Annotated in this window: 21 protein-coding genes; 16 read left to right on the top strand and 5 right to left on the bottom strand. The window is 60.0% G+C overall.

Annotated features, from left to right (window positions below; genetic code table 11):
• Genes VRY85_RS03920 through VRY85_RS03940 form a run of 5 tightly spaced genes read left to right on the top strand, consistent with a single transcriptional unit; the run spans position 1 to position 5,368 of the window.
• Complete coding sequence (locus VRY85_RS03920) at positions 1-288, top strand: sarcosine oxidase subunit delta (protein ID WP_414597301.1); 288 nt, start codon at positions 1-3, stop codon at positions 286-288.
• Positions 285-3,239, top strand: coding sequence for a sarcosine oxidase subunit alpha family protein (locus tag VRY85_RS03925; protein WP_414597302.1), 2,955 nt, complete (start codon positions 285-287; stop codon positions 3,237-3,239). Before VRY85_RS03920 ends, VRY85_RS03925 begins: the two co-directional genes overlap by 4 nt.
• Complete coding sequence (locus VRY85_RS03930; RefSeq protein ID WP_414597303.1) at positions 3,232-3,804, top strand: sarcosine oxidase subunit gamma; 573 nt, start codon at positions 3,232-3,234, stop codon at positions 3,802-3,804. The genes VRY85_RS03925 and VRY85_RS03930 overlap by 8 nt, the downstream gene beginning before the upstream one ends.
• 30 nt (positions 3,805-3,834) lie before the next feature.
• Positions 3,835-4,719 carry a formyltetrahydrofolate deformylase gene (gene purU, locus VRY85_RS03935; RefSeq protein WP_414597304.1) on the top strand — a complete coding sequence of 295 codons (885 nt, stop codon included), beginning with the start codon at positions 3,835-3,837 and terminating at the stop codon, positions 4,717-4,719.
• A 37-nt stretch (positions 4,720-4,756) separates the two neighbouring features.
• Positions 4,757-5,368 carry a peroxidase-related enzyme gene (locus tag VRY85_RS03940; RefSeq protein ID WP_414597305.1) on the top strand — a complete coding sequence of 204 codons (612 nt, stop codon included), beginning with the start codon at positions 4,757-4,759 and terminating at the stop codon, positions 5,366-5,368.
• Between the two features lie 54 nt (positions 5,369-5,422).
• On the opposite strand, the gene VRY85_RS03945 is transcribed toward VRY85_RS03940, so the two are convergent.
• Positions 5,423-6,358, bottom strand: coding sequence for an AEC family transporter (locus tag VRY85_RS03945; protein WP_414597306.1), 936 nt, complete (start codon positions 6,356-6,358; stop codon positions 5,423-5,425).
• A 140-nt stretch (positions 6,359-6,498) separates the two neighbouring features.
• Here VRY85_RS03945 and VRY85_RS03950 point away from each other — a divergent pair, with 140 nt between their 5' ends.
• The 4 genes from VRY85_RS03950 (at position 6,499) to VRY85_RS03965 (ending at position 10,030) form a co-directional block, all read left to right on the top strand.
• Complete coding sequence (locus VRY85_RS03950) at positions 6,499-7,287, top strand: ABC transporter ATP-binding protein (RefSeq protein ID WP_414597307.1); 789 nt, start codon at positions 6,499-6,501, stop codon at positions 7,285-7,287.
• Positions 7,284-8,279 (top strand): ABC transporter substrate-binding protein, encoded by a 996-nt coding sequence (locus VRY85_RS03955; RefSeq protein WP_414597308.1) that lies wholly within the window; start codon positions 7,284-7,286, stop codon positions 8,277-8,279. Before VRY85_RS03950 ends, VRY85_RS03955 begins: the two co-directional genes overlap by 4 nt.
• Positions 8,280-8,348: 69 nt before the next feature.
• On the top strand, positions 8,349-9,077 hold the full coding sequence (locus VRY85_RS03960) for an ABC transporter permease (protein WP_414597492.1): 729 nt from the start codon (positions 8,349-8,351) through the stop codon (positions 9,075-9,077).
• A gap of 71 nt (positions 9,078-9,148) precedes the next feature.
• Positions 9,149-10,030 (top strand): ABC transporter substrate-binding protein, encoded by an 882-nt coding sequence (locus VRY85_RS03965; RefSeq protein ID WP_414597309.1) that lies wholly within the window; start codon positions 9,149-9,151, stop codon positions 10,028-10,030.
• A 75-nt stretch (positions 10,031-10,105) separates the two neighbouring features.
• Here the strand turns inward: VRY85_RS03965 and epsC are convergent, their stop codons facing one another.
• The 3 genes from epsC to VRY85_RS03980 form a co-directional block, all read right to left on the bottom strand.
• Positions 10,106-11,062, bottom strand: a complete 957-nt coding sequence (gene epsC / locus VRY85_RS03970; RefSeq protein WP_414597310.1) for a serine O-acetyltransferase EpsC — start codon at positions 11,060-11,062, stop codon at positions 10,106-10,108.
• Between the two features lie 136 nt (positions 11,063-11,198).
• On the bottom strand, positions 11,199-12,902 hold the full coding sequence (gene recJ, locus VRY85_RS03975) for a single-stranded-DNA-specific exonuclease RecJ (RefSeq protein ID WP_414597311.1): 1,704 nt from the start codon (positions 12,900-12,902) through the stop codon (positions 11,199-11,201).
• Positions 12,884-13,822, bottom strand: coding sequence for a hypothetical protein (locus tag VRY85_RS03980; RefSeq protein ID WP_414597312.1), 939 nt, complete (start codon positions 13,820-13,822; stop codon positions 12,884-12,886). The genes recJ and VRY85_RS03980 overlap by 19 nt, the downstream gene beginning before the upstream one ends.
• Positions 13,823-13,864: 42 nt before the next feature.
• On the opposite strand from VRY85_RS03980, the gene VRY85_RS03985 reads away from it, so the two are divergent.
• Genes VRY85_RS03985 through VRY85_RS03995 form a run of 3 tightly spaced genes read left to right on the top strand, consistent with a single transcriptional unit; the run spans position 13,865 to position 16,674 of the window.
• On the top strand, positions 13,865-15,136 hold the full coding sequence (locus VRY85_RS03985; RefSeq protein WP_414597313.1) for a lipoprotein-releasing ABC transporter permease subunit: 1,272 nt from the start codon (positions 13,865-13,867) through the stop codon (positions 15,134-15,136).
• Entirely contained in the window at positions 15,129-15,824 is a 696-nt protein-coding gene (gene lolD, locus VRY85_RS03990) for a lipoprotein-releasing ABC transporter ATP-binding protein LolD (RefSeq protein WP_414597314.1), read from the top strand. The genes VRY85_RS03985 and lolD overlap by 8 nt, the downstream gene beginning before the upstream one ends.
• Before the next feature lie 43 nt (positions 15,825-15,867).
• Positions 15,868-16,674 carry a TatD family hydrolase gene (locus tag VRY85_RS03995; protein WP_414597315.1) on the top strand — a complete coding sequence of 269 codons (807 nt, stop codon included), beginning with the start codon at positions 15,868-15,870 and terminating at the stop codon, positions 16,672-16,674.
• An 85-nt stretch (positions 16,675-16,759) separates the two neighbouring features.
• On the opposite strand, the gene VRY85_RS04000 is transcribed toward VRY85_RS03995, so the two are convergent.
• Positions 16,760-17,377: an ABC transporter ATP-binding protein gene (locus tag VRY85_RS04000; protein ID WP_414597316.1), complete on the bottom strand. Its 618-nt coding sequence runs from the start codon at positions 17,375-17,377 to the stop codon at positions 16,760-16,762.
• 344 nt (positions 17,378-17,721) lie between these two features.
• Between VRY85_RS04000 and VRY85_RS04005 the strand changes: the two genes are divergently transcribed.
• The 4 genes from VRY85_RS04005 (at position 17,722) to VRY85_RS04020 (ending at position 24,156) form a co-directional block, all read left to right on the top strand.
• Positions 17,722-20,226 carry a DNA internalization-related competence protein ComEC/Rec2 gene (locus VRY85_RS04005; RefSeq protein ID WP_414597317.1) on the top strand — a complete coding sequence of 835 codons (2,505 nt, stop codon included), beginning with the start codon at positions 17,722-17,724 and terminating at the stop codon, positions 20,224-20,226.
• Between the two features lie 144 nt (positions 20,227-20,370).
• Positions 20,371-21,606 carry a 3-methyl-2-oxobutanoate dehydrogenase (2-methylpropanoyl-transferring) subunit alpha gene (locus VRY85_RS04010; RefSeq protein ID WP_414597318.1) on the top strand — a complete coding sequence of 412 codons (1,236 nt, stop codon included), beginning with the start codon at positions 20,371-20,373 and terminating at the stop codon, positions 21,604-21,606.
• Between the two features lie 2 nt (positions 21,607-21,608).
• On the top strand, positions 21,609-22,709 hold the full coding sequence (locus tag VRY85_RS04015; protein WP_414597319.1) for an alpha-ketoacid dehydrogenase subunit beta: 1,101 nt from the start codon (positions 21,609-21,611) through the stop codon (positions 22,707-22,709).
• A gap of 1 nt (position 22,710) precedes the next feature.
• Positions 22,711-24,156, top strand: coding sequence for a dihydrolipoamide acetyltransferase family protein (locus tag VRY85_RS04020; protein WP_414597320.1), 1,446 nt, complete (start codon positions 22,711-22,713; stop codon positions 24,154-24,156).
• Positions 24,157-24,228 lie beyond the last annotated feature (72 nt).

The following is a 24,228-nucleotide window of genomic DNA, read 5'->3' on the forward strand; positions in this document are numbered from 1 at the left end:
ATGATTATTCACCATCCGCTCTTGGGCCCTCGCGACATGCGCGAATTTGTGTACTTAGGCGAGGCGGCCCTGATTGCGCGCCCGGACGGCATGTCGGAAACCGCTGCCGAAGATTTTCACACCTATTTGCATGAGCGCGTTAACCCGGCGGGCCTGCATCGAGAACTATGGTTTCATGAACAAGGCGACCGCTCGTGGCTGGTTGTCACCCGCAACACGGTCACACACGAAATTATGTCGGTTGAACTGGCGCGAGATGTTGCGCGGGCACAGGGGCGGGGGCGATGACACAGCGCAACAGACTGGCGGGCGGGCTGATCGACCGCAGTCATACGATAGAGTTCAGCTTCGATGGCAAGCGGTACAGCGGCCATACCGGTGATACCCTGGCGTCCGCCTTGCTCGCCAACGGCGTGCGCTTGGTGGGCCGTTCCTTTAAATACCATCGCCCTCGCGGCATCTGGTCGGCGGGCTCGGAAGAGCCCAATGCGCTGGTGCAGCTGCGTACGGGTGCGCGCAATGAGCCCAATACGCGTGCCACAACCGTGGAACTGTTCGATGGGCTGGAAGCGCACAGCCAGAATCGCTGGCCGTCGCTGGGGTTCGATGTCTTGGGCATTAACGATTTTCTGTCCCCATTTCTGGCTGCGGGCTTTTATTACAAGACCTTTATGTGGCCCCGTTCGTTCTGGGAAAAGGTCTATGAGCCGGCCATACGTCGCGCAGCCGGGCTGGGACGCCTGGCCGACGCGCCCGACCCGGATCTCTACGATCGCGGCTACTTGCATGCCGACCTGTTGGTCATCGGTGCAGGGCCTGCCGGCCTGGCGGCTGCACTCACAGCGGGCCGTGCGGGGGCGCGTGTCATTCTGGCCGATGAGGATTTCCAATTCGGCGGGCGCCTGAATGCCGAACGCATCAGCTTAAATGGCGAGCCCGCCGCCACATGGGTGGCTGCTGTGCTGGCCGAACTCGCCACGCTGCCCAATGTGCGGCTCATGAAGCGCACCACCGTATTCGGCGTGTTCGACCACGGCATTTATGGGGCGCTGGAGCGGGATGCCGACCATCTTCACACACCACTTGAAGGTAAGCCCAGACAGACATTCTGGCGGATCTACACCCAGCGCGCAGTGGTGTGCGCCGGTGCGACGGAGCGCTCCATTGCGTTCAGCAATAACGACCGGCCCGGCATTATGCTGGCGGGGGCGGTGCGGGCTTATGCCAACCGTTGGGCCGTCGCCGCCGACCGTAAAGTCGCCATTTTCACCAATAACGACACAGGCCACCAGACAGCCGCCGACCTTGCCCGTTTGGGCGTCGAGGTGGTTGCCCTGATCGACAGCCGCAGCGATGCGCCAGATTGCGCAGGGGTCGAGGTATTAAAGGGCGCAGTCGTGGTCAATAGCACAGGCCGAATGGGCCTGAAATCGGTGACGGTACAGCTGGCCAATGGCCGTCAGCGCACCATCGCTTGCGGAGCCCTGGGGGTGTCTGGCGGTTGGAATCCCAATGTGCAATTGACTGCCCACCATGCATGCAAACCGGTTTGGAACGAAGGCATTGCCGCCTTTGTGCCCGGGGAACGTCTGCCCGCAGGCATGTCGGTGGCAGGTTCCGCCGCGGGCTTAATCGCTACCGCAGATGTGTTGCGCAGCGGGGCCCAGGCAGCCGTCGAGGCTTTGGAAAGCCTGGGCCTGTCTGCCACGCCTTGCGAACTCCCTGATGCGAGCGACTCAACGCCCAAGCTGACGCCACTTTGGCATGTGCCGGGCAAAGGCCGGGCGTGGGTGGATCTACAGCACGATGTCACGATGAAGGATGTTGCGCTGGCGCACCGCGAAAACTTCCGTTCAGTGGAACACCTGAAGCGTTACACCACACTGGGCATGGCTACCGATCAGGGGCGAACTTCCAACCTGACTGGTTTGGCGGCCATGGCCGAACTCACCGGGCGCAGCATTGCGCAAACCGGCACCACCATGTACCGCCCGCCCTATACGCCTGTGAGCTTGGGGGCGCTGGCGGGCCGATCCACGGGCAAGGGCTTCCGACCCTACCGATTAGTGCCTTCTCATCATTGGGCGGTTGAACACGGCGCGGTGTTTGTGGAAACTGGCAATTGGCTGCGTGCGCAATATTTCCCTCGGTCAGGGGAAACGCATTGGCGCCAGAGTGTGGACCGTGAGGTGCTGGCCGTGCGCCGCAGCGTCGGCCTGTGTGATGTCACCACCTTGGGTAAGGTAGACGTGCAGGGTTCGGATGCCGGTGAGTTCTTGAACCGTATTTACTGCAATATGATGGGCACGCTGGCCGTGGGGCGCGTCCGCTACGGGTTGATGTTGCGCGAGGATGGGTTCGCCCAAGACGATGGCACAGCGGCCCGGTTGGCCGAAGACCACTACGTGGTGACGACCACCACGGCGAATGCTGTGGCCATCTTCAGGCATATGGAGTTCTGCCGGCAATGCTTGTGGCCCGATCTCGACGTGCAGTTGGTTTCCACAACAGATGCCTGGGCGCAATACGCCATCGCCGGCCCGAATGCGCGTCGCTTGCTGCAAAAGGTGGTGGATGCACCCTATGACATCAGCAACGATGCCTTCCCCTTCATGGCATGTGCGGAACTAACGATTTGCCAAGAGGTACGGGCCCGGCTATTCCGTATTTCCTTTTCCGGCGAACTGGCTTACGAGCTGGCGGTTCCTGCTCGTTACGGTGATTCCCTGATGCGTGTGCTGATGGAAGCCGGGAAAGAGTTCGACGTCACGCCCTATGGTACGGAAGCCTTGGGTGTACTACGCATTGAGAAAGGCCATGCCGCTGGGCCGGAACTCAACGGCCAGACCTCGGGCATCCATTTGGGCCTGGGCCGCATGGTTTCGCGCAAAAAGGACAGCATCGGCGCCGTGATGTCGCGGCGTATGGCGCTGGAAGACGCAGACGGGCACCGCATGGTGGGGCTGCTGCCGGTGGATGGGGAGTCTGCGCTTCCCGCAGGCGCCCATCTGTTTGACGAACAGGCCCCGCAAAATATGAGCAACGACTTGGGTTGGGTGTCCTCGGCGGCTTGGTCGCCCCATGTGGGCGGGCCCATCGCTTTGGCCTTCCTGAAACGGGGAGAGCAGCGCATGGGCGACATCGTGTGCGTGGCCAGCCCGGTGGATGGCGTGAATGTTCGAGCCCGGGTGACTTCGCCTGTATTTATTGATCCCGAAGGAGAAAGGCTGCGTGTCTGATTTTCGCTTATTTCAGGTGACCGCTTTAGGCGGCGCCCAGCCACGGGATGAACAGATTGGCGAACTGCGGATTCGTCAGAACGACAATGTGGCGCTGGCTTCATTAGCGGCGCGTGCCGGTCGGTTGGCTGTTGTGCAGGAAGCGAGCCGCCAGTATCTCGGGCACGATTTGCCCGGACCGCAAAGCATGACGCTGACACAGCCTATCCGCGCTTGGTGGGCGGGGCCTGAACAGTGGCTGTTCGAAGCTCCGCTTGCCAGCCATGAGTTGTTGGCTGACGAACTCAAACAGCAGTTTGGCGATCACGCGTCGGTCACCGAGCAGACCGGAGGTTGGTGCGCCTTTGAAATCACAGGGCCAACTTGCATAGACGTATTCGAGCGTTTGTGCAACGTTGATATCCGTGCCTTAAAATCCGGGGCTGCGGTGCGATCATCCATTGAGCACATGAGCTGTTTTGTTCTGTGTAATCAACCTGGCCAGTCCTACAGTATTCGAGGGCCTGGCTCCTCAGCGGTTTCCTTGTACGAGGCCCTGCTTGACGCGGCCCGCTCCATCGCTTGATTCTGAATTTACATATAGAGGTTTGTTTTCATGAGCACTTTTGTCTTGACCGTCACGTGCAGGTCAACCCGGGGCGTTGTTGCGGCCATCGCCGGTTATCTGGCGGACAACGGCTGCAATATCTCGGATAGCGCACAGTTTGACGATCAGGAAAGCGGCAGATTTTTCACGCGCATCACCATCCAGAGCCAGACTGGCGCCACCTTGCAGGAACTGAAAGACGGTTTTCGCGACATCGCCCAGAAATTCGGCATGACGTACGACTTTCATGATGCGGCTGAAAAGATGAAAGTGCTGATTTTTGTTTCGCGCTTTGGCCATTGCCTGAACGACTTGCTGTATCGCTGGCGTATCGGCGCTTTGCAGATTGATATTGTCGGGGTGATTTCCAACCATTTGGATTTCCAGAAAACCGTGGTCAACCACGACATTCCCTTCCACTACATTCCGGTGACCAAGGAAAACAAGCCCCAGGCCGAAGCCCGGCAAATGGAAATCATCCAGGAAACCGGCGCAGAACTCGTGGTGCTGGCGCGCTACATGCAAGTGCTGTCCGATGATATGTGTCGGGCCATGCCGGGGCGCATCATTAACATTCACCACTCCTTCCTGCCCAGCTTTAAGGGTGCCAAGCCCTATCAGCAGGCGTACAAGCGCGGCGTCAAGCTGATTGGCGCGACATCGCACTACGTGACATCCGATCTCGACGAAGGCCCCATTATTGAGCAGGATATCGCTCGCGTGACCCATGCGCAGTCGGTAGAGGACTATGTTTCTCTAGGCCGCGATGTGGAAAGCCAGGTGCTGGCACGGGCTGTGCATGCCCATATTCACCGCCGTGTGTTCATTGATGGTGAAAAAACCGTGGTGTTCCCTGCCAGCCCAGGCAGTTACGCAGCGCATCGGGTCGGCTAATATCAGTTTCAGCACTGATAACTCAAGGAGACATACCGTGCCGCAACCCGATCATATCTGCGCCTACCCGATTCCCGACGCCCACACGCTCGACGACGACTTGCAACAGGTGTTTGGCAAGTGCATCGACAAGCTGGGGCTGGTGCCAAACGTGCTGGCCACTTACAGCATCCGCCCGCAGCGTTTGCGCAACTTCATGGCCATGTATAACGAGCTGATGTTTTCGGAATCGGGCCTGAGCAAACTGGAAAGGGAAATGGTGGCAGTGGTGGTGTCCAGCGCCAACCGCTGCTATTACTGTTTGGTGGCGCATGGCCAGGCGGTACGGGCGCTCTCGGGCGACCCGGAACTGGGTGAAATGCTGGTGATGAATTACCGCGTTGCACAGCTCGATGCCCGCCAGCGCGCTATGTTGGATTTTGCCTGGAAGCTCACCACCACCCCAGCGGAAGTCGGCCCCGCGGACCGCCAGCGTTTGCATGACGTCGGCTTGAGCGCTGAAGATGTTTTCGACCTTTCAGAAACCGTGGCTTTCTATAATTTTTCCAACCGGGTAGCCACGGCACTGGATATGATGCCCAACCGGGAATACCACGGGATGGATCGCCCGGAGCCTTTCCAGCCGCCTGTGCCCGCCCCCAAGTCCTAAGCGGGTTAACGCTCTCCCGCCCGTAGCCGGGGGAGCGCACTTGCCGGCCCGGGGTTAGCTGATCAGCGCAATGGTGGCGCTAATCGTAATAAAAGATAGCACCGTGCCCAACAACAGCGTGGCCGAACAGCGTGCTTCAATGCCGTAGCGCATGCCGAGGATAGGGTAGATGCTCAGCATGGGCGCGGCCGCAAACAGCACACCGGCTTGGCGCATTTCCGGCGTCAGCCCTGGGAACAGCAAGAAAGCCAGGGCCGTTAGAGCAGGGTGCAAAATCAGCTTCGCCAGTGAAATGGCCGTCGCATCGCCCAGCATGCCGCGGGGACGCAGGCCGTGCAGGTTGCCGCCTACTGCAAAGAGCGCCACGGGGGCAGCCGCCATGGCCAGCATGTCGATCACCCGTAAGGCCACACCCGGTAAAGGGATGCGTAAGGCCGACAGCGCCAGCCCCAAGCAGATGGCAATCAGCAAGGGGCTGCGCATCAGGCGCTTGGCTGTCAGGGCCAGTCGCTTGATTAAGCCAGTGTTTTCCTGGCCGCCAGAAGAATCGGCAATCGCCATGGCCAAGGGAATCATCACCATACTTTCCACCAGAATCGTCATGGCGACGGCGCGTGACGCCGGTTCCGTACCCAGCACCATGGCGCAGATGGAGACCCCGATAAATCCGCTATTGGCCGATGACATGCCCAGGCCGGCCATGCTGCTTTCCGCCAGACTGGCATGCCGCAAACGGCGATAGGCGATCAGGCCGAGCGCAAATAATACGAGTGACGCCAGCGCATAACCGCCCAAAAAATCGATATCCATGGAATCGGCCAGCGGTTTGTTGGCCATGCCGCGCACAATCAGCGCCGGTAGGGCGATGGTGATGACGAACACGCCCATGCCGCGCGTGGCGTCCTGGCTGATGAGGCGTGTCATCACGCACACGTAGCCCAGGGCGATCAGGATGAATATGGGGGCAGTAATAGAGAGGATTTCGAGCACGGGACGATTGTACGTCGAGACACGTACGGCGATTTTTAATATTTCTTTTTGGAATATGCAAAGAAGATAAAAATGTTTTATCTCATAAGAGGATGGGCGTAAAGTGGAGTCCTATATACCGATTTAAGCATGTCCCCCTCATGAAATTCTCCTTTCAAAATATAGAGAAATCCTTTGGCGACCTGCGTGTCATCGAGCATTTCAGCCGCGAAATTGATCACGGTGAATTGGTGGCGCTGGTAGGGCCTTCGGGCTGCGGAAAATCCACGCTGCTGCATATGGCTGCGGGCCTGGAAAAGCCCAGCAGTGGCAAGGTGGTGGGCGACGGCAAGGCTATCAAGGGGCCACACCCCGAGCGTACGCTGATGTTTCAGGAAAACGCCCTCTACCCCTGGCTGACCTTGGAGCAAAACGTTGCGCTGGCACTGGAGTTTCAGCGCACCGACAAGCACAAAGCCCGTGAGCTTGCCCGGCAGTGGCTGGCCAAAGTGCAACTGGAGGGGTTTGAAGACTACTTCCCTAACCAGGTTTCGGGCGGCATGCGCCAGCGCACGGCCCTGGCGCGAGCCTTTATTTCTCAGCCCAAGGCGTTGCTGCTGGATGAGCCCTTTGGCGCGCTGGACGCGCTCACTCGTATGACGCTGCAAGACGCGTTGCGGCAGTTGATTAGGGAAGTCGCGCCGACAGTACTGCTGGTGACGCATGATGTTGACGAAGCGCTGTTCCTGGCGGATCGCATTCTGGTATTCAGCCCGCGGCCGGCCGTCGTGCTCAAAGAATTCAATCTGGCCCATCACGAAAAAACACACGATCTTTCCGAGTTTGCGCCCATGCGCCGGGAGATTCTGGGTTTGCTCGGCATTAACGCTGAAGCCGAAGCGCAAACCCCCGAACCGTCTATTCACTTCACCGAGGAAGTTGCAGCATGAAATTCGTTCGTACTTTAATTCCGGCCCTTGCAGCCTTAGCTATTGCGGGCCAGGCCTTCGCAGCAGAAAAGTTGCGGGTCGGGTATCTGCGCGTTATGGATGATGCGCAGGCCATTCTCGCTTATGAAGGCGGTTACTACGAAAAACACGGTCTGGACGTCGAGCTGGTGGAGTTTACGTCTGGCACCGACCTAATCAAGGCCATTGTCGGCGGTCAGTTGGATACCGGCGTCTTGGGCTTTACCAATGCAGCGTCCTGGTCCTCGCGCGGGGCCGACCTTAAAGTGGTGGGCGGGGCGCAACATGGCTTCCATGCCATTGTGGTGCGTGAAGACGCCAATATCGAAAGCGTGGCCGATCTCAAAGGGAAAACGTTGGCCTCACAGCGCGAAGGCAGCACGGCCGATACCGTTTTGCGCGGTGTGGTGCTGAAGGATGCCGGCCTAGAGCCGGGCGACGTCAACGTGCTGGGCGTGAGCCCGCAGGTGGCGGTGCAGTCATTGGTGGGTAACCGGGTGGAAGCCGCTTTCCTGTTCGAGCCCCAGGCGCGTATTGCACAACTCGTGGCTCCTGTGAAGCAAATTTACGAGATCGGCGAAGTCTGGCCTTTCCCCTGCATGGTAGTGATTACTTCCGGCGATGTTCTCAAAGAGCGCAAAGAAGCCGTATGGAAGTCGCTGGATGCGCAACGCGATGCTATTGAGCTGCTGCAAAACGAACCCGATGAAGCGGCCAAGTTTATCGCTTCCTACTTTATTGCCGAGCCCACGCTCAAGACACTGGACGGCAAGGAAATTCCCCGTGAAGAAGTGATTAGCGATGCCATCAAGAGTCAGACCTTCAGCCCCATTCTGACGCCTCAAGAACTGGATCGCATGCAGGAAATTGCCGACATTATGCAGGCGCAAGGTTCGCTCAAGACGCGTGATGGTTCGCCTTTCGATGTGTCGCAAATCATTGATTTGGAATGGCAGAAAGAACGCAAGCTCTGATGCCCGGGCGGTAGATAAGATTCAATGAGCACACAAAAACAAATGTCTGGCCCGCTGAAAAAAGCGGCCATGCTGGTGGCGATTCTGGTGATTCTGCTGATCTGGCAGGCGGCCGCCTGGTCGCTGCCAGATTTTCTCATGCCTGATGTGCCGGACGTCATGGTTCGGCTGTGGGAAGATATTCAATCCGGCGATTTTCGCAAAGCGCTAAGCGGCAGCCTGACCCGGCTGGGCTTTGGCTACGGCTTTGCCCTGTTGTTCGGGGTGGGCTTTGGTCTGGCCGGGGCCTTGCTGTTCTTCTTCAGAGAAGTTCTCAAAAACGCCATCATCATTTTGCAGTCGATTCCCTCGATTGCATGGGTGCCGTTGTTTCTCATCATGATGGGGTTCGGCAACCTACCCATGATTGTGGTGATCGCCCTGGCTGCGTTCTTCCCAGCCGCGTTGTCGGTAATGAATGCCACAGAAAGTGTGCTGGCCGTACATGTTTCCGCAGCCAGAGTCATGGGGGCCAGCCGGTGGGACATGGTGCGCCGGGTTTACCTGCCGGCCGTTATGCCGGAACTCATTACCGGTGCGCAACTGGCCTTTGGTAATGCGTGGCGGGCGCTGATTTCAGCGGAAATGTTAATCGGCTTCGGCCAGGGGCTGGGGCGCAATCTGGCATATTCCGGGGAAACGGCTGACATGCTGGGCGTGATGTCCAATATCCTGACGATTGCGATTCTGGCCACCTTGATTGATCAGGTCTTTCTGGAAAACCTCAAGCGCAGGGTGTTGCGTTATCAGTATGTGTGATTCTGTTTTCGAACGTGGGTCGCGTGTGCATTGCTTGAAGCGTCCAATGCTTCCTCAAGTTGGGTGTCACCATGTTGCATAGAAATACGAACTCGGGGCTTAAGCTCAACCCGTTCAGCGGCCCTCTCAAGATTCTGATGGCTGTAGTTGGCCTGAGTCTGGCGGGCCATGGGCCGGCGCTCTCCGAGCCGGTGAATGTCGCCACACAGGGCGGCTCTGTGGTCGCAGGGTCAGCGCTTTCTTCGGAAGCGGTGACCCTAGGCATGCCTTATGTCGTGCCGCCCCATGTGCCGGGCTCCAAGGTGCGTACGCCGGAAGGGCTGGCGCCGCTGCTGGCCGAACGGCTACAAAAACAGATGCCGCTGCAAGCGGTTGCTGTCCCCGTTGAAGAGAAGCAAGCGGCGGAGCAGAGCACCCATGCCCGGCTCGATGCGCTATTACTGCCGTTGAGCGACGCTGAAGCCCGTCAGCAGGCCGGCACGGTGATTCCCACGGGTTACCGGGCAGGCATCATGGCCATTATGCGAACCGATACCGATATCCGTCAGTGGGACGACTTACGCGGGCGCACAGTGTGTCTGGCGGAAGGCAGCGGCTTGGCAGGGCAAATGGAAGCGCGTTACGGTGCGATAGAAAAGGTTTTCCGTGCGCCCGCCGATGCCTTGTTGGATTTACGCATCGGCGGCTGTGATGCAGCGGTGCACGACAGCACGATGTTGCAGGCTTTGTTGCAGTTTCCCGAATGGCAGAAGTTCTCGGCCAGCTTGCCTATCCAGCAGGAGCGCGACTTAGCGTTCATTATTCCCGAGCACGCTGCAGCGCTTGCAGGCGTTTTGCAGGAGCAGGTACGCCAGTGGCAGGATAACGGGGTTCTGGCCAGCCTGACCAAACAGGCCGCGCAGGATATTGCTTTTGAAGTCTATATGGACCAAGAAGTGCCGGACTGCCACTGATGGCTGAGCCAAAATACCAAACAGGCCCGCAACGTAGCATGTTGCGGGCCTGTTAGTTTTTTTGGGGAAGGGGGCTTAACTTTGCTTGATCTGCGCACCGTTGCCGTTGGAGGGCATGCAGGCCGGGTCGCCGCCGCCCAAACCCTGGTAGCCCGCTTGGGTGACGTTGGCGCCTGGCGGCACATCGTTGATCAGCCAGACATTACCGCCAATCGTACAGCCCTTGCCCAGGGTCACGCGCCCCAGAATGGTGGCGCCTGCGTAGATGACGACATCGTCTTCCACAATCGGGTGGCGCGGCAAGCCTTTGGTGAGCGCTCCGCTTGCATCGGAGGGGAAGCGCTTGGCACCCAGCGTAACCTGCTGATAAATACGCACATGGTTGCCGATGATAGTCGTTTCACCGATAACAACGCCGGTACCGTGGTCAATGAAGAAATGCTCGCCGATTTGCGCCCCTGGGTGGATGTCGATGCCGGTTTCCGAGTGGGCGATTTCGCTGCACATGCGGGCCAGTAAAGGCAGGTCGAGCTTATACAACTGGTGGGCGATGCGATGATGAATCATGGCATGCAGGCCGGGGTAGCACAGAAGAATTTCGTCGACGCTGCGCGCCGCCGGGTCGCCTGCATAGGCGGCCAGCGTGTCAGAATCTAACAAGCGGCGAATGTTGGGCAGAGCCTGGGCGAAGGCCTGTACACGGTCAATGGAACATTGTTCCAGGGTGCTTTCGTCGGCGGTTCCCTGGCGATGCTGATACGCCAGTTCCAGGCGCACCTGCCCAAGCAGAGCGTGCAGGGCGGAATCCAAGGTATGGCCGACATAGAAATTTTCGCTTTCCTGGCGCAGGTCGATCGGGCCTAAGCGCATGGGAAACAAGATGCCGGTCAGGTCTTTGACCACGGCTTTCACTGCCTCGGGGGAAGGGAAGTTACGCCCGCCTGATTCCAGAGGACGGCCTTGTGATATGCGCCATTGCTGACGGATTTCCGCCAGTTCGGAAACGATGGATTGAATGTCAAATACAGCCATGTGTCGCGTACCTGTGTTCAGGGAAATGGGTGAATCATAGCAACCGGTGCCGGCTTGCAGGCATTTTGCCGTTCAAGCCGTCGGGCATTACCGTGTCAGCATACGTGCTCTGTCCGGCGGGTCAAGGTTGCACGGATCAGGCGGCTAAAGCATGCTCAACCACCAGTTGCACCGAAACCCGCCCCTGCCATTCGTTGCGATCCAGGCGGTAAGCGAGTTCCGCCCGTTCTGGCAAGGTGTCTGCGTGGTTGAACCAGATGGCATCGAAGCGTTGGGCGCCGCGCTGCAAGAACAGCTTCAAGTGTTTGCCTTTAAGCAGGCGCTGGTGCAGCACCGTAAACGTGTCGCGAAACACGGGGGCGGGAAAGCCGGCACCCCATACTTGTTCCTGCAACAGGCCCGCTACTTCGATGGTGGCAAAATCGGGCTCCAGCGAGCCGTCGGTTTCAATAATGGGCTCGAAGCGTTCGGCGCCCGAGAGCTCCCGCACGGCGGCATCGAACCCATCGACAAAACGTGAGTAGGCCGACTCCACCAGGGTCAGGCCGGCCGCCATGGCGTGACCGCCGAACTTCAGAATAATGCCCGGGTGGCGCTTGGAAACGAGGTCGAGGACATCGCGCAGGTGGACATCGGGAACCGAGCGCCCCGAGCCGCGTAAGGTGCCGTCTTCATTACGGGCGAACGCCAAAGCCGGGCGCCAGTAGGTTTCCTTGAGCCGGGAGGCCACCAAGCCCACCACACCCTGATGCCAATCCGGGTGATACACGCAAACGCTGGCGGCGCGGGCCGGGGCTTCGTGTGTCAGCACATTGAGGGCTTCTTCACGCATGTTCAGTTCGATATCGCGGCGCTCCTGGTTGATGGCGTCGAGTTGGCGTGCTAACGCTTGTGCTTGTGCCGCGTCATCGGTGAGCAGGCAATGTACGCCCAGACTCATATCGGCCAGGCGGCCCGCAGCGTTGATGCGTGGCCCCAGGGCAAAGCCTAGATCGAAGGCGGTGGCGTTGCGCGGCTCGCGGCCCGACACCTCAAAAAGCGCCCGTACCCCGGCTTGCATGCGGCCCGAACGTATGCGTTGTAAGCCTTGCGTGACCAGCAGCCGGTTGTTGGCGTCTAACCGTACCACGTCGGCAATCGTGCCCAAGGCGACGAGGTCGGAGAGGTCATCCAGGCGCGGCCCGTTGTCGGTGAAGGCGCCGCGACGCCGTAACTCGGCGCGCAACGACAGCATCAGGTAGAAAATCACCCCCACGCCCGCCAAATGCTTGGAAGGAAAGCCGCAATCGGGCTGATTAGGGTTGACGATGGCCAGTGCACTGGGCAAATCATCACCCGGCAGGTGATGGTCGGTAATGATGACGTCCATGCCTGCCTGGTGCGCTGCTTCAACGCCGTCGATGCTGGCAATGCCGTTATCGACTGTAATGAGTAAGTCTGGCTTGCCTGCGGGGTGAGCGGTGGCCAAATCTACGACGGCAGGCGACAAGCCATAGCCCGTCTCAAAGCGATCCGGCACCAAAAAATCGACGGTGGCGCCCATGCGACGCAAAGCCCGCAAGGCCACGGCACAGGCTGTCGCACCATCGCAGTCGTAATCGGCCACCACCAACATGCGGCGCCCGGCGGCAATGGCGTCGGCCAACAAAGCAGCGGCGCGTTCTGCGTGGGTTAAATGCGGCGGCGGAATCATGGCCGCCCAGGTGGGCTGGGCCTGGGCCGGGTCGTCAAGGCCGCGGGCGGCCCACAGGCGCGCCAGCAGAGGGTGGATGCCTGCGGCTTCCAGGCGTTGACGGTTGGCCGGGTTGTCGGCGCGATTAATCAATTGTGCGCGGACCACCAGCGCCTCCAGTTCTGTTTTTGGCCGCCAAACAGCCGGGCCAGAAAGCCAGACTTGGCGGGCGTGAGTTCAACAATCCGTTGGGTGCCGGTTAGCACCAGCGTGGGCATGCTGCCCAGCGGGGCGAATTCCTGGCGATCCAGTTTTTCAAGTTCCTGCAGCCAACTGCCCCAATCTTGCACAAGGGCCGGGCCATTCAGGCTACGCAGCACGCGAGGGGTATCGCTTGCGCTGGCTTCCAACTGCGAGGGCGCCGCACCGCCATACAGCCACACACTGTTGATCGGGCGCAGCCCACGGCTTTCGCGTTGCTGATTGACGGGATGATCAAACCACAGCATTTGCAGTTCATTCACCAGCCGACGCCAGGGGCGGCCTTGAACATCTTGCGTCCACCAGTCGTTAACCGAGGTGATGCTCACCAGCGCCGGGCTGGCGCAGGCGGGCTGGTAGTCGGGCGGGGGGGTGAGACGCCAGTGCAGGGTGTCAAATTTCGTAGCCGTAAAACCACTGTCGGCAAAGTATTCCGCAGCTGAATCAAATAGCGCGGCATTTTCTTCCGGCGTGATTTCCAGCTCATTGCCCGGAATCAATGCTGCACCATCGCGCGACGGCGCGACGTGAACCAGTTGCCCCAGCCATAGCGGGGTGGCGGCGTCAGACGCTATGCCCGCATGGCGGGCATGCACGGCGGCCAGGCCAGCGCTGGGGGGCTGATTGTCAGTCGCTCTGAACCCATGGTGCTGCAGCAGCCAGTATTCGTAGGGCGTGCAGAAGGTATCGGCGGGCGGGGCAGGTGTAACGTCTGCCTGCGCACTGGCCAGCCAAGCGGCCAGATGCGGTGCGTTTTTTTCAAGGTGGGAGGCTAGTTCCTGTGCAATGGCTGCGTCAGGAAGCGCTCCAGGTAGTACGATCTGCATTCCACGTATTGTAGTGATTATCGACCAAGGTGGCTTCAGAGCATGTCTTATGAATTCTGGATAGGCGCGCGTTACGCCGGTCTGGCGCGATCGCGCCGCCGGGGCCGTTCGGGCGACCGTTTTGTTTCCTTTATTGCCGCCAGCTCCATGGCCGGCATCGCGCTGGGGGTGGCTGCGCTCATCATCGTGTTATCGGTGATGAATGGCTTTCAAGTGCAAGTACGCGACCGCATGCTTTCCGTGCTGCCGCATATCGAGCTGTATGCGCCAGGGGTGCCGCACCAGCAGGTGCTGGAAGGCTGGCAGGATCTGGCCGCTCAGGTCGGTAACGACCCCGCGGTGCAGGGCGCCGCGCCCTTTGTGGCGGCGCAAGGCATGATTGCGCGTGGCCAGGCATTACAGGGTGTGCAGCTGCGCGGCATTGATCCGGCCCAGGAAGACGCCGTGTCTGAGCTTTCCCAACAGTTTATGGTGGGCAGTGCTGCCGACCTTCAACCCGGCAGCTTTGGCATCGCCCTGGGGTTGCAGCTGGCACGGGCTTTACGTGTCAACTTGGGCGATACCATTATGGTGCTGGCGCCCCAGGGGTCGATATCACCTGCGGGCTTTACCCCCCGCATGCGCCAGTTCACGGTTTCTGGTGTGTTTTCCACCGGCCATTATGAATATGATTCGGCGCTGGCCTTCATGAATGTGGAGGACGCCGCCCGGGTATTCCGCGACAGCGGCACCAGTGGTGTGAGGCTGCGCATTGCCGACATGCAGGCCGCGCCGCAAGTGGCAAGCCGCCTTGAGGCCGCTTTGCCGCGCGGGTTTCTCGCACAGGACTGGACTCAGAACAACCGCACTTGGTTTGCTGCCGTGCAGACTGAAAAACGCATGATGTTCATTATCTTGACGCTGATTGTCGCGGTGGCGGCCTTCAACCTGCTGTCCTCTCTGGTGATGGCAGTCAAAGACAAGCGTTCCGATATTGCCATTTTGCGCAGCATTGGCGCTACGCCACGCGAAATCGCGCGAATTTTCCTGGTTCAGGGGAGTTTGATCGGCGTGGTGGGCACCGCACTGGGCCTGGGCTTGGGCATGTTAGTGGCCTTTAATGTGGACGTTATCGTGCCGTTTATCGAGAATTTGCTTGGCATTGAATTTTTGCCTCAGCAGATTTATTTCATCAGCGAACTGCCTTCCGAACCGCAGGCACAGGACATCATCGTGGTTGGCGTGACGTCTCTGGTGCTGTCGCTGTTGGCTACTCTTTATCCGAGCTGGCGGGCATCGAGCCTGCAGCCTGCACAGGTATTGCGTCATGATTGAAGTTTCCACCACTCCCCCCGTGCTGCGAGCCGAAAATCTCGTTAAAAGCTATACCGAAGGTGGGGCCACCGTAGAAGTATTGCGCGACGTCAGCCTGCATATTGGCGCAGGTGAAATGGTGGCCATCGTCGGGGCGTCAGGTTCGGGGAAGAGCACCTTGCTGCATTTGCTGGGCTTGCTCGACACCCCTACCTCTGGCCATGTTGAAGTCGATGGCAAGCGGGTGGACGGCCTGAATGAAAGCGCCCGCAGCCGCTTGCGTAACCAACGTCTGGGTTTTGTCTACCAGTTTCACCATCTATTGCCGGAATTTTCCGCCGTGGATAACGTCGCCATGCCTTTGATTGTGCGGCGGGACAAACGCAATGCAGCACGTGAACAAGCGCGTGAGGTTCTAGCGCAAGTGGGCCTGGAGCACCGCATGGACCATTACCCCGGGCAATTGTCTGGGGGGGAGCGCCAGCGTGTGGCTCTGGCGCGGGCGCTGGTGACGCGCCCCGGCTGTGTGCTGGCCGACGAGCCCACTGGCAATCTGGATCGTTACACGGCGGAAAGCATGTTTGAACTGCTGCTACGCGTGAACCAGGAGTTTGGCACAGCCCTTGCCATCGTGACGCATGACCCGGCACTGGCAGCGCTGGCTCACCGACAACTGCTCATAGAAAAGGGGCAGCTTGCCGATTCCTGATGCGTGTCCGATGGAGCAGCCTTTGGCCCGGTAAGGAGGAAGAATGCTGATTGACACTCATTGCCACCTTGATGCCGTGGAGTTTTCCGAAGACCGCGACCTCGTTATCAAGCGGGCCGGGCAGCAAGGGGTTGGCGCCATTGTCATACCGGCTGTGGAGCGGGCTAACTTCTCTGCCGTGCAAACACTCGCGCGGCGGTTTGCCAGCGGGTATTACGCCTTGGGCATCCATCCCATAGCAGTGCCTGACGCCCAAGAGGACGACTTAGAATTCCTTGAACAGTGTCTGGAAGCGTCTTTGGACGACCCGCGTTTCGTAGGCATTGGGGAAATCGGCCTGGACTTTTTTCTGCCTAACCTCAAAGCGCCCGCCATGAGGGAAAAGCAGGAACGCTATTTCGATGCGCAACTGAAGCTGGCCCAGCGTTTTCAGCTGCCTGTCATCGTACATGTGCGGCGTTCACAAGACGATATTCTGAAATACCTGCGCCGCCATGAAGGGGTGACCGGCATCGCTCATGCCTTCAACGGCAGCTTCCAGCAGGCTGAACAATTCATCAGCCAGGGGTTTGCTCTGGGGTTTGGCGGGGCCATGACATTTGAGCGCGCTTTACAGATTCGCCGCCTGGCCGGCCGCCTGCCGATCGAAGCCTTGGTGCTGGAAACGGATGCGCCAGACATTCCGCCCGCCTGGCTGGGCAAGCCGGGTGGGGAACCGCCGCGCAACGAACCTGCTCAGGTGGCGCGCATCGGGCGCGAACTGGCAACGTTGCGCGGTCTGAGTTACGAAGAGGTGGTGGCAGCCACTGGCCGCAATGCGCAACGCGTGCTGCCACGGTTAGCGGGTTAGGTCGGGCGGCAAGATGGCAGCGTGTTGCAAGCGCCTCAATCGGGCCGGGCGCCCTTGCAAACAGGGCATATTGCTGGCTGAGCCTTTAGCCGCGCAGTGCATCCAAACTTAGCGGTTTTGCGCCACACGCCTCAACCAGTTGAGCATCGTGGCTGGCAAACAAAACCACCCGGTCTTGCGCCCAAACTCTGAATTGTTCGGCCAATATGGCGCGGGCGGGGGTGTCCAGCCCGTTGCTGGGGCCGTCCGCAAGAATGACGGCGGGGCGGCCCAAAGCACAGGCCGCGAGGAATACCTTGCGGCGTGTGCCGGTGGACATTTGCTCAAAGCGCTTGTCCAGGTGTTCTGCCAACCCCAGCTTGTCGGCCAGACCCAGTGCGGTCTCGTCGAGCTGCGTGTTTTTTTCCCGCGCGGCCTGTTGCAGCCATTCGCGCCCGGTCTGTTGGGGAAACGCCAAACAATTGTCTGGCACATAAGCCAGCGCCGCCTTGGCCACTTGCGGGGCGCACGCCATTGAATGGCCGTTTACCCAGACGTCTCCGGAGTCGGCCGCCATCACCCCTGCCAAAATGTTCAGTAGGGTGGACTTACCGGTATTGTCTTCATCGCTCAGCACCACACAGCCGGGTGAAAACGTGTAGTTCAGCCCCTGAAACACCAGGTGGTCGCCGTACCGCTTGCTAAGGTTTTCTATGCGTAACATGGGGCGCAGTGTACGTGATCCTTTTCAAGGCGACGATTCTGGTTTTCCTGTGTTTTTACCCTGACTCCGACTCTAGCTCTTCAGGGCAATCTGCCCAACCCGTTCAGTAAATAGGAGTGCGCTGTGGGGGCCGACCCCATAGGCGCGGGTTTCAGTGAGTGGATCTCTTTCATTCTTGGCTGTGTGCGTAATGATCGAATTGGCGGGCAGCACCTCTCGTTAGCTCGAAAATGAGGCAGAGATGGTGCGGGTCAGTTGCGTAAATCCCGAGCTGGACAATGCCATTCTCTAGGAGTAGCTTGAGCCTTTATTTCTGATTACGCTGGGGCTTTTGGAGCTTCAGCGTGGCAATCACTCGACTCTGTTTATTGGCGTTTGCGGGTGGCGTGGGGGCGGTGCATCTCCTTCCCGAACCGCCGCCAGTTGCACTGTGGGTGTGTGGTTCCGCTCTGCTGATTGTGGTGGCCGCGTGGTGGGGCTGGTATGCGCGGCGCGGCGTAATCGTTTCGCGGTTGTTGCTTGCCGGGTCGCTGTTATGGTTTTTGGCAGCCGGGGCGGTGGGGTTGGCCTATGGAACGGCCCGGGTGGAGGCTCGCCTGGCCGATGTGCTGGACTCCTCCAACGAAGACAAGGTTACGCGGGTGGTGCTGCGGGTGGCCGAGCTGCCGCGGCTGGAGCCGGAAAGCCGGATATTCGTGGCAGACGTGCTGTCGTCCATTCCGCAGGGCGTGCCCGGTCGCATTCAGGTGAGATGGAATTCCGGGGATTTTGCCGGGCCTTATGGGAGACGGCCAGGGCGGGGCGGCAATACGGAGTTCCCGGAAATCCTCCCAGGGCAGGTTTGGCGGATGGCGCTGATTCTGCGTAAACCGCATGGCTCGCGTAACCCCCACGGTTTTGATTATGAAGGCCATGTGTTTGCTCAGGGCATCCGCGCAACGGGTACCGTGCGTGGCACGCCGGTGCAAATTGGGGATGAGCCGTGGGCCAGCGTGTCAGTCGTGGCGCAACGTGCCCGGCATTATGTGCGCGATGCCATGCTGCCTTATATCGCTGAGCAACGATGGGGCGCGGTGCTACTGGCCTTGGCGATTGGGGACCAAGCGAGTGTGGACGCTGCCGATTGGCTCACCTTCAACCGCAGCGGCTTGACCCACTTGGTTTCAATCAGTGGTTCCCACGTCACCATGATTGCTGTGCTGGCCGGCATCGCCGTGAACTTTACATGGCGACGTTTGCGTTGGCGGGGCCGCGGCTTGTCGGAGCGGCTGCCCGCGCAACTGGCCTCAGCCTGGGTGGCGTTGCTGGTGGCCTGGCTTTATTGCTTGCTGGCAGGCTGGGGCGTGCCAGCACGCCGCACCTTTGTCATGCTGCTGGTGATGGGGGTGTCGCTGGCTTTGCGCCTTCCTTTGAGCCCCAGCCATGTGCTGGCGGCGGCCGCTTTTGTGGTGGTGGGGTTGGACCCTTGGGCACCGCTGTCTGCAGGATTCTGGTTGTCGTTTCTGGCAGTGTATGTGCTGATGGCCGCCACAGGCTGGTGGGGCCGGGGCGCGTTCACGCCGCAAGGCAGGCTGCCAAGGGTGGTGCGCAAGCTGCATGCGGCAGCGAGGTTGCAGATCTGCGTGACACTGGCGCTTCTGCCGCCGCTGGCTTTGCTGTTTAGCGAGATATCCATTGTGTCTCCATTGGCGAATGCTTACGCCATTCCGATTATCGGCATGCTGGTTACGCCGTTGGCGCTGCTGCTGGCGGGCATGGCGCTGGTGCCCGGCTTGGAGGTTGCGGTGGGCGCTGTAGCATGGCTGGCCCATGCGTTGTTGCAACTGTGTATGTGGCCGACTGAATGGCTGGCCGGGCTGCCGGGTGCCAGCCTGCCGGTGGCGGCGGCCCCCTGGTGGGCCACGGCGTTTGCCATGCTGGGTGTAGGTATCGCCCTGCTGCCACGCGGCTTCCCGTTCCGGTATTTGGGTTGGGCTTTTATGCTGCCCGTTCTTGTTTGGCTGCCGTCCCGGCTGGAGCCGGGGGATTGGGATCTTTACGCCCTGGACATCGGGCAGGGTAGCGCTGTGGTGCTGCGTACGGCTAGCCAAACGCTGGTATATGACACCGGGGTGCGGTACTCGCCGGATGCCGACGCCGCGCAACGGAATCTCGTGCCGTTTTTGCGGGCCAAAGGTATCAAGAAAGTGGATGTTCTCGTTGTGTCACATGCCGACCTGGACCACGTTGGCGGTGTACGCAGCGTACTTGAAAGCCTGCCTGTGGAGCAGTCCTATACGCCATTTGACTTGGCCGCCTGGCTGACTCATGAAGGTGGTTTGCTGGGTGGGCGCGAGCTTCCGCCAATGCCCAAGGCGGCCAGCCCCTGCTTTCATGGGCTGTCATGGCGGGTGGATGGCGTTGGCTTTGCGTTTCTCTGGCCACCGGGAGAGGGCAGCATAGACTTGGGCGCCGATACGCGTGAACGCAATCGCAATGCCTGCGTGTTGCGTGTTCAGGGCGCACATCATTCCATCTTGTTGCCGGGAGACATCGGCGCCGACGAAGAAAAAGCGCTGGTGCAGCGCGGCCTCGATGCTGCGGACATTGTGCTGGCCGCCCACCACGGCTCGCGCTATTCCTCGGCCCAGCCTTTTGTAGCGGCGACCCGGGCGCAGCACACGATTGCTCAGGCGGGAAGATGGAACCGCTATGGCCACCCGGCTAGTGCGGTGAGGCGGCGCTGGCAGGCGCACGGTTCAGCGTTCTGGGACACCGGCCTTGATGGCGCGATTATTGCTCGCTCAACCAAGGGTGGGTTGAAGGTCGAAGCCGAAAGAGATCGCCGCTCGCGCTATTGGTCAGAGTGAAATCATGGTTTGCCCGTCTTGCACAGAACAAGCAGATGCGCGATGATGAAACCAACCTTCACAAGAGGCCATACAAAAACAAGGGCGCCAGCATCAGGCAGGCGCCCGGCTACACGAAAACTCCACAAGATTTTCCGAGGCATTATGAGACAAACCCCGCCATTGCGGCTGCACGTGCCGGAACCTTCCGGGCGTCCCGGCCACGCTACTGACTTTTCCTACCTGCCCTTGAGTGCGGCTGGCGAAGTGCGCAAGCCTGCACTCGATATCGGCCACCGCGAAAATACCGATCTTGCTTTTTCTCTGATCCGCGTGCTGGATGATGACGGCCAGGCGGTCGGCCCCTGGGCTGAACCTGCCATCGACCCCGAACTCCTGCGCAAGGGCCTGCAGGTCATGATCAAGACCCGCCTGTTCGACGCACGCATGATGATTGCGCAACGCCAGCGCAAAATCTCCTTCTACATGCAAAGTCTGGGCGAAGAAGCCATTGGCACAGGCCAAGCACTGGCGCTGGAAGCCGGCGACATGTGTTTTCCGTCTTATCGGCAGCAAAACCTCCTTATCGCCCGCGATGTTCCGCTTTCTGCGCTGATGTGTCAGCTCTACTCCAATACCTGCGACCCGCTCAAGGGTCGTCAGTTGCCGGTGATGTATTCCATGCGGGAACAAGGCTTTTTCTCCATCTCCGGCAACTTGGCCACGCAGTTCGTGCAGGCGGTGGGCTGGGCCATGGCCTCGGCCATTAAGGGCGATACACGCATTGCCTCGGCCTGGATCGGCGACGGCGCCACGGCGGCGGCTGACTTCCAAACCGGGCTCACCTTTGCCCACGTTTATCAGGCGCCGGTGGTGCTGAATGTCATCAATAACCAGTGGGCGATTTCCACCTTCCAGGCCATTGCCGGGGGTGAGCGCACCACCTTTGCCGCCCGTGGCCTGGGCAGCGGCATTGTGTCCTTGCGGGCCGATGGCAACGATTTCCTGGCCGTGGTGGCTGTGTCGCGCTGGGCGATTGAGCGCGCCCGCAATAATTTGGGGCCGACGCTAATCGAATGGGTCAGCTACCGTGCCGGCCCGCATTCCACCTCCGACGATCCATCCAAATACCGCCCCGCCGACGACTGGGCGCGTTTCCCTCTGGGCGACCCTATTGAGCGCCTGAAACAGCATCTGATTCGCATCGGCCACTGGTCGGAAGAAGAGCATTACGCCACGCAAAAGCAATACGAGGCAGAAGTCATCGCTGCGCAGAAAGAAGCGGAAAGCCATGGCTCGCTGCTTACCGGCCAGACAGCCAGTGTGGAAACCATGTTCGAAGATGTGTACGCGGATGTCCCCTGGCATCTGCGCCGTCAGCGTCAGCAATTGGGGGTGTAGCGATGACGAATCTACAACAAAACGCAGGAAAGACGGCCTCCATGACCATGATTCAGGCGCTGCGCTCCGCAATGGACGTCATGCTGGAACGCGACGCCAACGTGGTGGTGTTTGGTCAGGACGTTGGTTACTTTGGCGGGGTGTTCCGCTGCACTGAAGGCCTGCAAGCCAAGCACGGCAAAGAACGCGTGTTTGATGCGCCGATCTCGGAAGGGGGCATCGTCGGGGCCGCAGTAGGTATGGCCGCCTATGGGTTGCGCCCGGTGGTGGAAATCCAATTTGCCGATTACTTCTACCCGGCCACCGATCAAATTGTTTCCGAAGCCTCGCGCTTGCGTTACCGCAGCGCGGGAGACTTCACCGCACCGCTGACCATCCGTATGCCTTCGGGCGGCGGCATTTACGGGGGCCAAACCCATAGTCAAAGCCCGGAGGCCTTGTTCACCCATGTGGCCGGGCTGCGCACCGTGATTCCCTCCAACCCTTACGACGCCAAAGGGCTGCTGATTGCCGCCATCGAATGCGACGACCCGGTGATTTTTCTAGAGCCTAAACGCCTGTACAACGGCCCGTTCGACGGCCATCACGACAAACCCGTCGTGCCCTGGTCGCGCCATCCCATGGGTAATGTCCCGGTGGGTTACTACAGCATTCCCTTGGGCTTGGCGAGCATTCACCGCCCGGGTAACCAGCTTACGATTCTCACCTACGGCACCATGGTTTATGTGGCCGAGGCGGCAACCCAAGAAGCCGGGCTCGACGCCGAAATTATCGATCTACGCACCTTGTGGCCGCTGGATATTGAAACGGTGGTGCGGTCGGTGCGCAAAACCGGCCATTGCCTGATTCTGCACGAAGCCACGCTGACCAGCGGCTTTGGCGCCGAACTGGCGGCGCTGGTGCAGGAACATTGCTTCTTCCACCTGGAAGCGCCCATTGAGCGCGTCACCGGGTGGGATACGCCTTACCCCCATGCCCATGAGTGGGCTTACTTCCCCAGCCCCAAACGCGTGGCCAACGCCATGCGAAGGCTGATCACCGGCGAGCCTGCGCTGCCGCCGCTGATTCCGGAAAACGAGTCCACAATTCAAGGAGATCACTGACATGGGCATATATGTCATCAAAATGCCGGATATCGGCGAAGGGATTGCAGAAGTCGAGCTGGTGGAGTGGATGGTCAAGGAAGGCGACACGGTTGCTGAAGACCAAGTACTGGCTGAAGTCATGACGGAAAAGGCCACGGTGGAAGTGCCGTCGCCCGTGCACGGCACGGTGCTGGCTTTAGGCGGCGCCGTAGGCGAAATCATGGCAGTAGGCGCCGAGCTGATCCGCCTGGAAGTCGAGGGCGAAGGCAATGTGGCAGAAGACGAAACCCCGGCAGTAGAAACCGAGGTGCAGGGCGAAGATCATATGGCCGGGGAAGGGGTCGCACCCGAACCCGAGGCCGATCTAAACAGTCAGCCCGATGCCGACTCAGGTGAGTCGCAAGAAGCCCTGCCTCAGGAGGAAGCGGCGTCTGACTCGGCAGCCGCAACCATGACTGGGGCTGCTGCGAACGGCCAGCCGGAGGTCGCTGCAGCCACGGACGAGCAGGTTCAAGCTCAGCCGCCAGCACAAGCACCTCAGCACATACAACACCAAGCTGTGGCGCAGGGGCGTCCGCTGGCCTCGCCCGCGGTTCGGCGCCGCGCCATGGAAGCAGGCATCGACTTGCAAGTGGTTCCCGCCACTGGCGCGCAAGGGCAGGTCACTCAGCAAGATCTCGATAATTGGTTGCGGCAAAGCGGGGCGGGTGCTTCGGCTGGCGACACCAAGCTCACGCCTGCGCCAACCGTGGCTTACACACGCCGCGAAGGAGTGGAAGAGATTCCTGTCGTGGGGCTGCGTCGCAAGATTGCAGAAAAAATGCAGCAGTCCAAGCGGCAAATTCCGCACTTCACCTACGTTGAGGAGGTCGATGTCACAGAGCTCGAAGCTCTGCGCCAGACACTGAACCAGCGTTGGGGCGAGTCGCGCGGCAAGCTGACCTTATTGCCGTTTATCGTGCGCGCCATGGTGCTGGCCATTAATGATTTTCCGCAAATGAATGCGCGGTTTGACGACGAAAAAGGCGTGGTGTCGCGGTATGTACCCGTCCACCTGGGGGTGGCCGCGCAAACCGATTCGGGGCTGATGGTGCCGGTGCTGCGCCATGCCGAAGCCTATGATCTCTGGGGTTGTGCAGGCGAAATCCGCCGCCTGGCGCAAGCCGCCCGCGATGGCTCGGCGCATCGAGATGAACTCTCCGGCTCCACCATCACCCTGACCAGCCTGGGGGCCTTGGGCGGCATTGTGTCCACGCCCGTTATCAATTACCCCGAAGTGGCGATTGTTGGCGTCAATCGGGTGGTGGAAAAGCCCGTTGTCATGAATGGCGCCATCGTCGTTCGAAAAACGATGAACCTCTCATCCTCTTTCGATCATCGCGTGGTGGACGGCATGCATGCGGCGGAATTCATCCAATGCATACGGGGGCTGCTGGAATGCCCGTCCCTGCTGTTTGTGCAGTAAATACGCAGGCCGCAGTGAGAAGGTGGCGGGCTTCTGTTGGTCCAGCCCGGGGCTGTTCGCGCCCCTGGGCTT

Origin of the sequence: Achromobacter sp. F4_2707, from assembly GCF_047501535.1 — a bacterium.
Classification (GTDB): Bacteria; Pseudomonadota; Gammaproteobacteria; order Burkholderiales; family Burkholderiaceae_B; genus Yanghanlia.

Excerpts from the sequence above, each read along its gene's own strand:
- VRY85_RS03965 (WP_414597309.1), top strand. The coding sequence starts at position 9,149 with ATGTTGCATAGAAATACGAACTCGGGGCTTAAGCTCAACCCGTTCAGC.
- epsC (WP_414597310.1), bottom strand. The coding sequence starts at position 11,062 with ATGGCTGTATTTGACATTCAATCCATCGTTTCCGAACTGGCGGAAATC.
- lolD (WP_414597314.1), top strand. The coding sequence starts at position 15,129 with ATGATTGAAGTTTCCACCACTCCCCCCGTGCTGCGAGCCGAAAATCTC.
- VRY85_RS04020 (WP_414597320.1), top strand. The coding sequence starts at position 22,711 with ATGGGCATATATGTCATCAAAATGCCGGATATCGGCGAAGGGATTGCA.
- VRY85_RS03980 (WP_414597312.1), bottom strand. The coding sequence starts at position 13,822 with ATGCAGATCGTACTACCTGGAGCGCTTCCTGACGCAGCCATTGCACAG.
- VRY85_RS03950 (WP_414597307.1), top strand. The coding sequence starts at position 6,499 with ATGAAATTCTCCTTTCAAAATATAGAGAAATCCTTTGGCGACCTGCGT.
- purU (WP_414597304.1), top strand. The coding sequence starts at position 3,835 with ATGAGCACTTTTGTCTTGACCGTCACGTGCAGGTCAACCCGGGGCGTT.
- VRY85_RS03955 (WP_414597308.1), top strand. The coding sequence starts at position 7,284 with ATGAAATTCGTTCGTACTTTAATTCCGGCCCTTGCAGCCTTAGCTATT.
- VRY85_RS03925 (WP_414597302.1), top strand. The coding sequence starts at position 285 with ATGACACAGCGCAACAGACTGGCGGGCGGGCTGATCGACCGCAGTCAT.
- VRY85_RS03920 (WP_414597301.1), top strand. The coding sequence starts at position 1 with ATGATTATTCACCATCCGCTCTTGGGCCCTCGCGACATGCGCGAATTT.
- VRY85_RS03995 (WP_414597315.1), top strand. The coding sequence starts at position 15,868 with ATGCTGATTGACACTCATTGCCACCTTGATGCCGTGGAGTTTTCCGAA.
- VRY85_RS04015 (WP_414597319.1), top strand. The coding sequence starts at position 21,609 with ATGACGAATCTACAACAAAACGCAGGAAAGACGGCCTCCATGACCATG.
- VRY85_RS03985 (WP_414597313.1), top strand. The coding sequence starts at position 13,865 with ATGTCTTATGAATTCTGGATAGGCGCGCGTTACGCCGGTCTGGCGCGA.
- VRY85_RS04000 (WP_414597316.1), bottom strand. The coding sequence starts at position 17,377 with ATGTTACGCATAGAAAACCTTAGCAAGCGGTACGGCGACCACCTGGTG.
- VRY85_RS03960 (WP_414597492.1), top strand. The coding sequence starts at position 8,349 with ATGCTGGTGGCGATTCTGGTGATTCTGCTGATCTGGCAGGCGGCCGCC.
- VRY85_RS04010 (WP_414597318.1), top strand. The coding sequence starts at position 20,371 with ATGAGACAAACCCCGCCATTGCGGCTGCACGTGCCGGAACCTTCCGGG.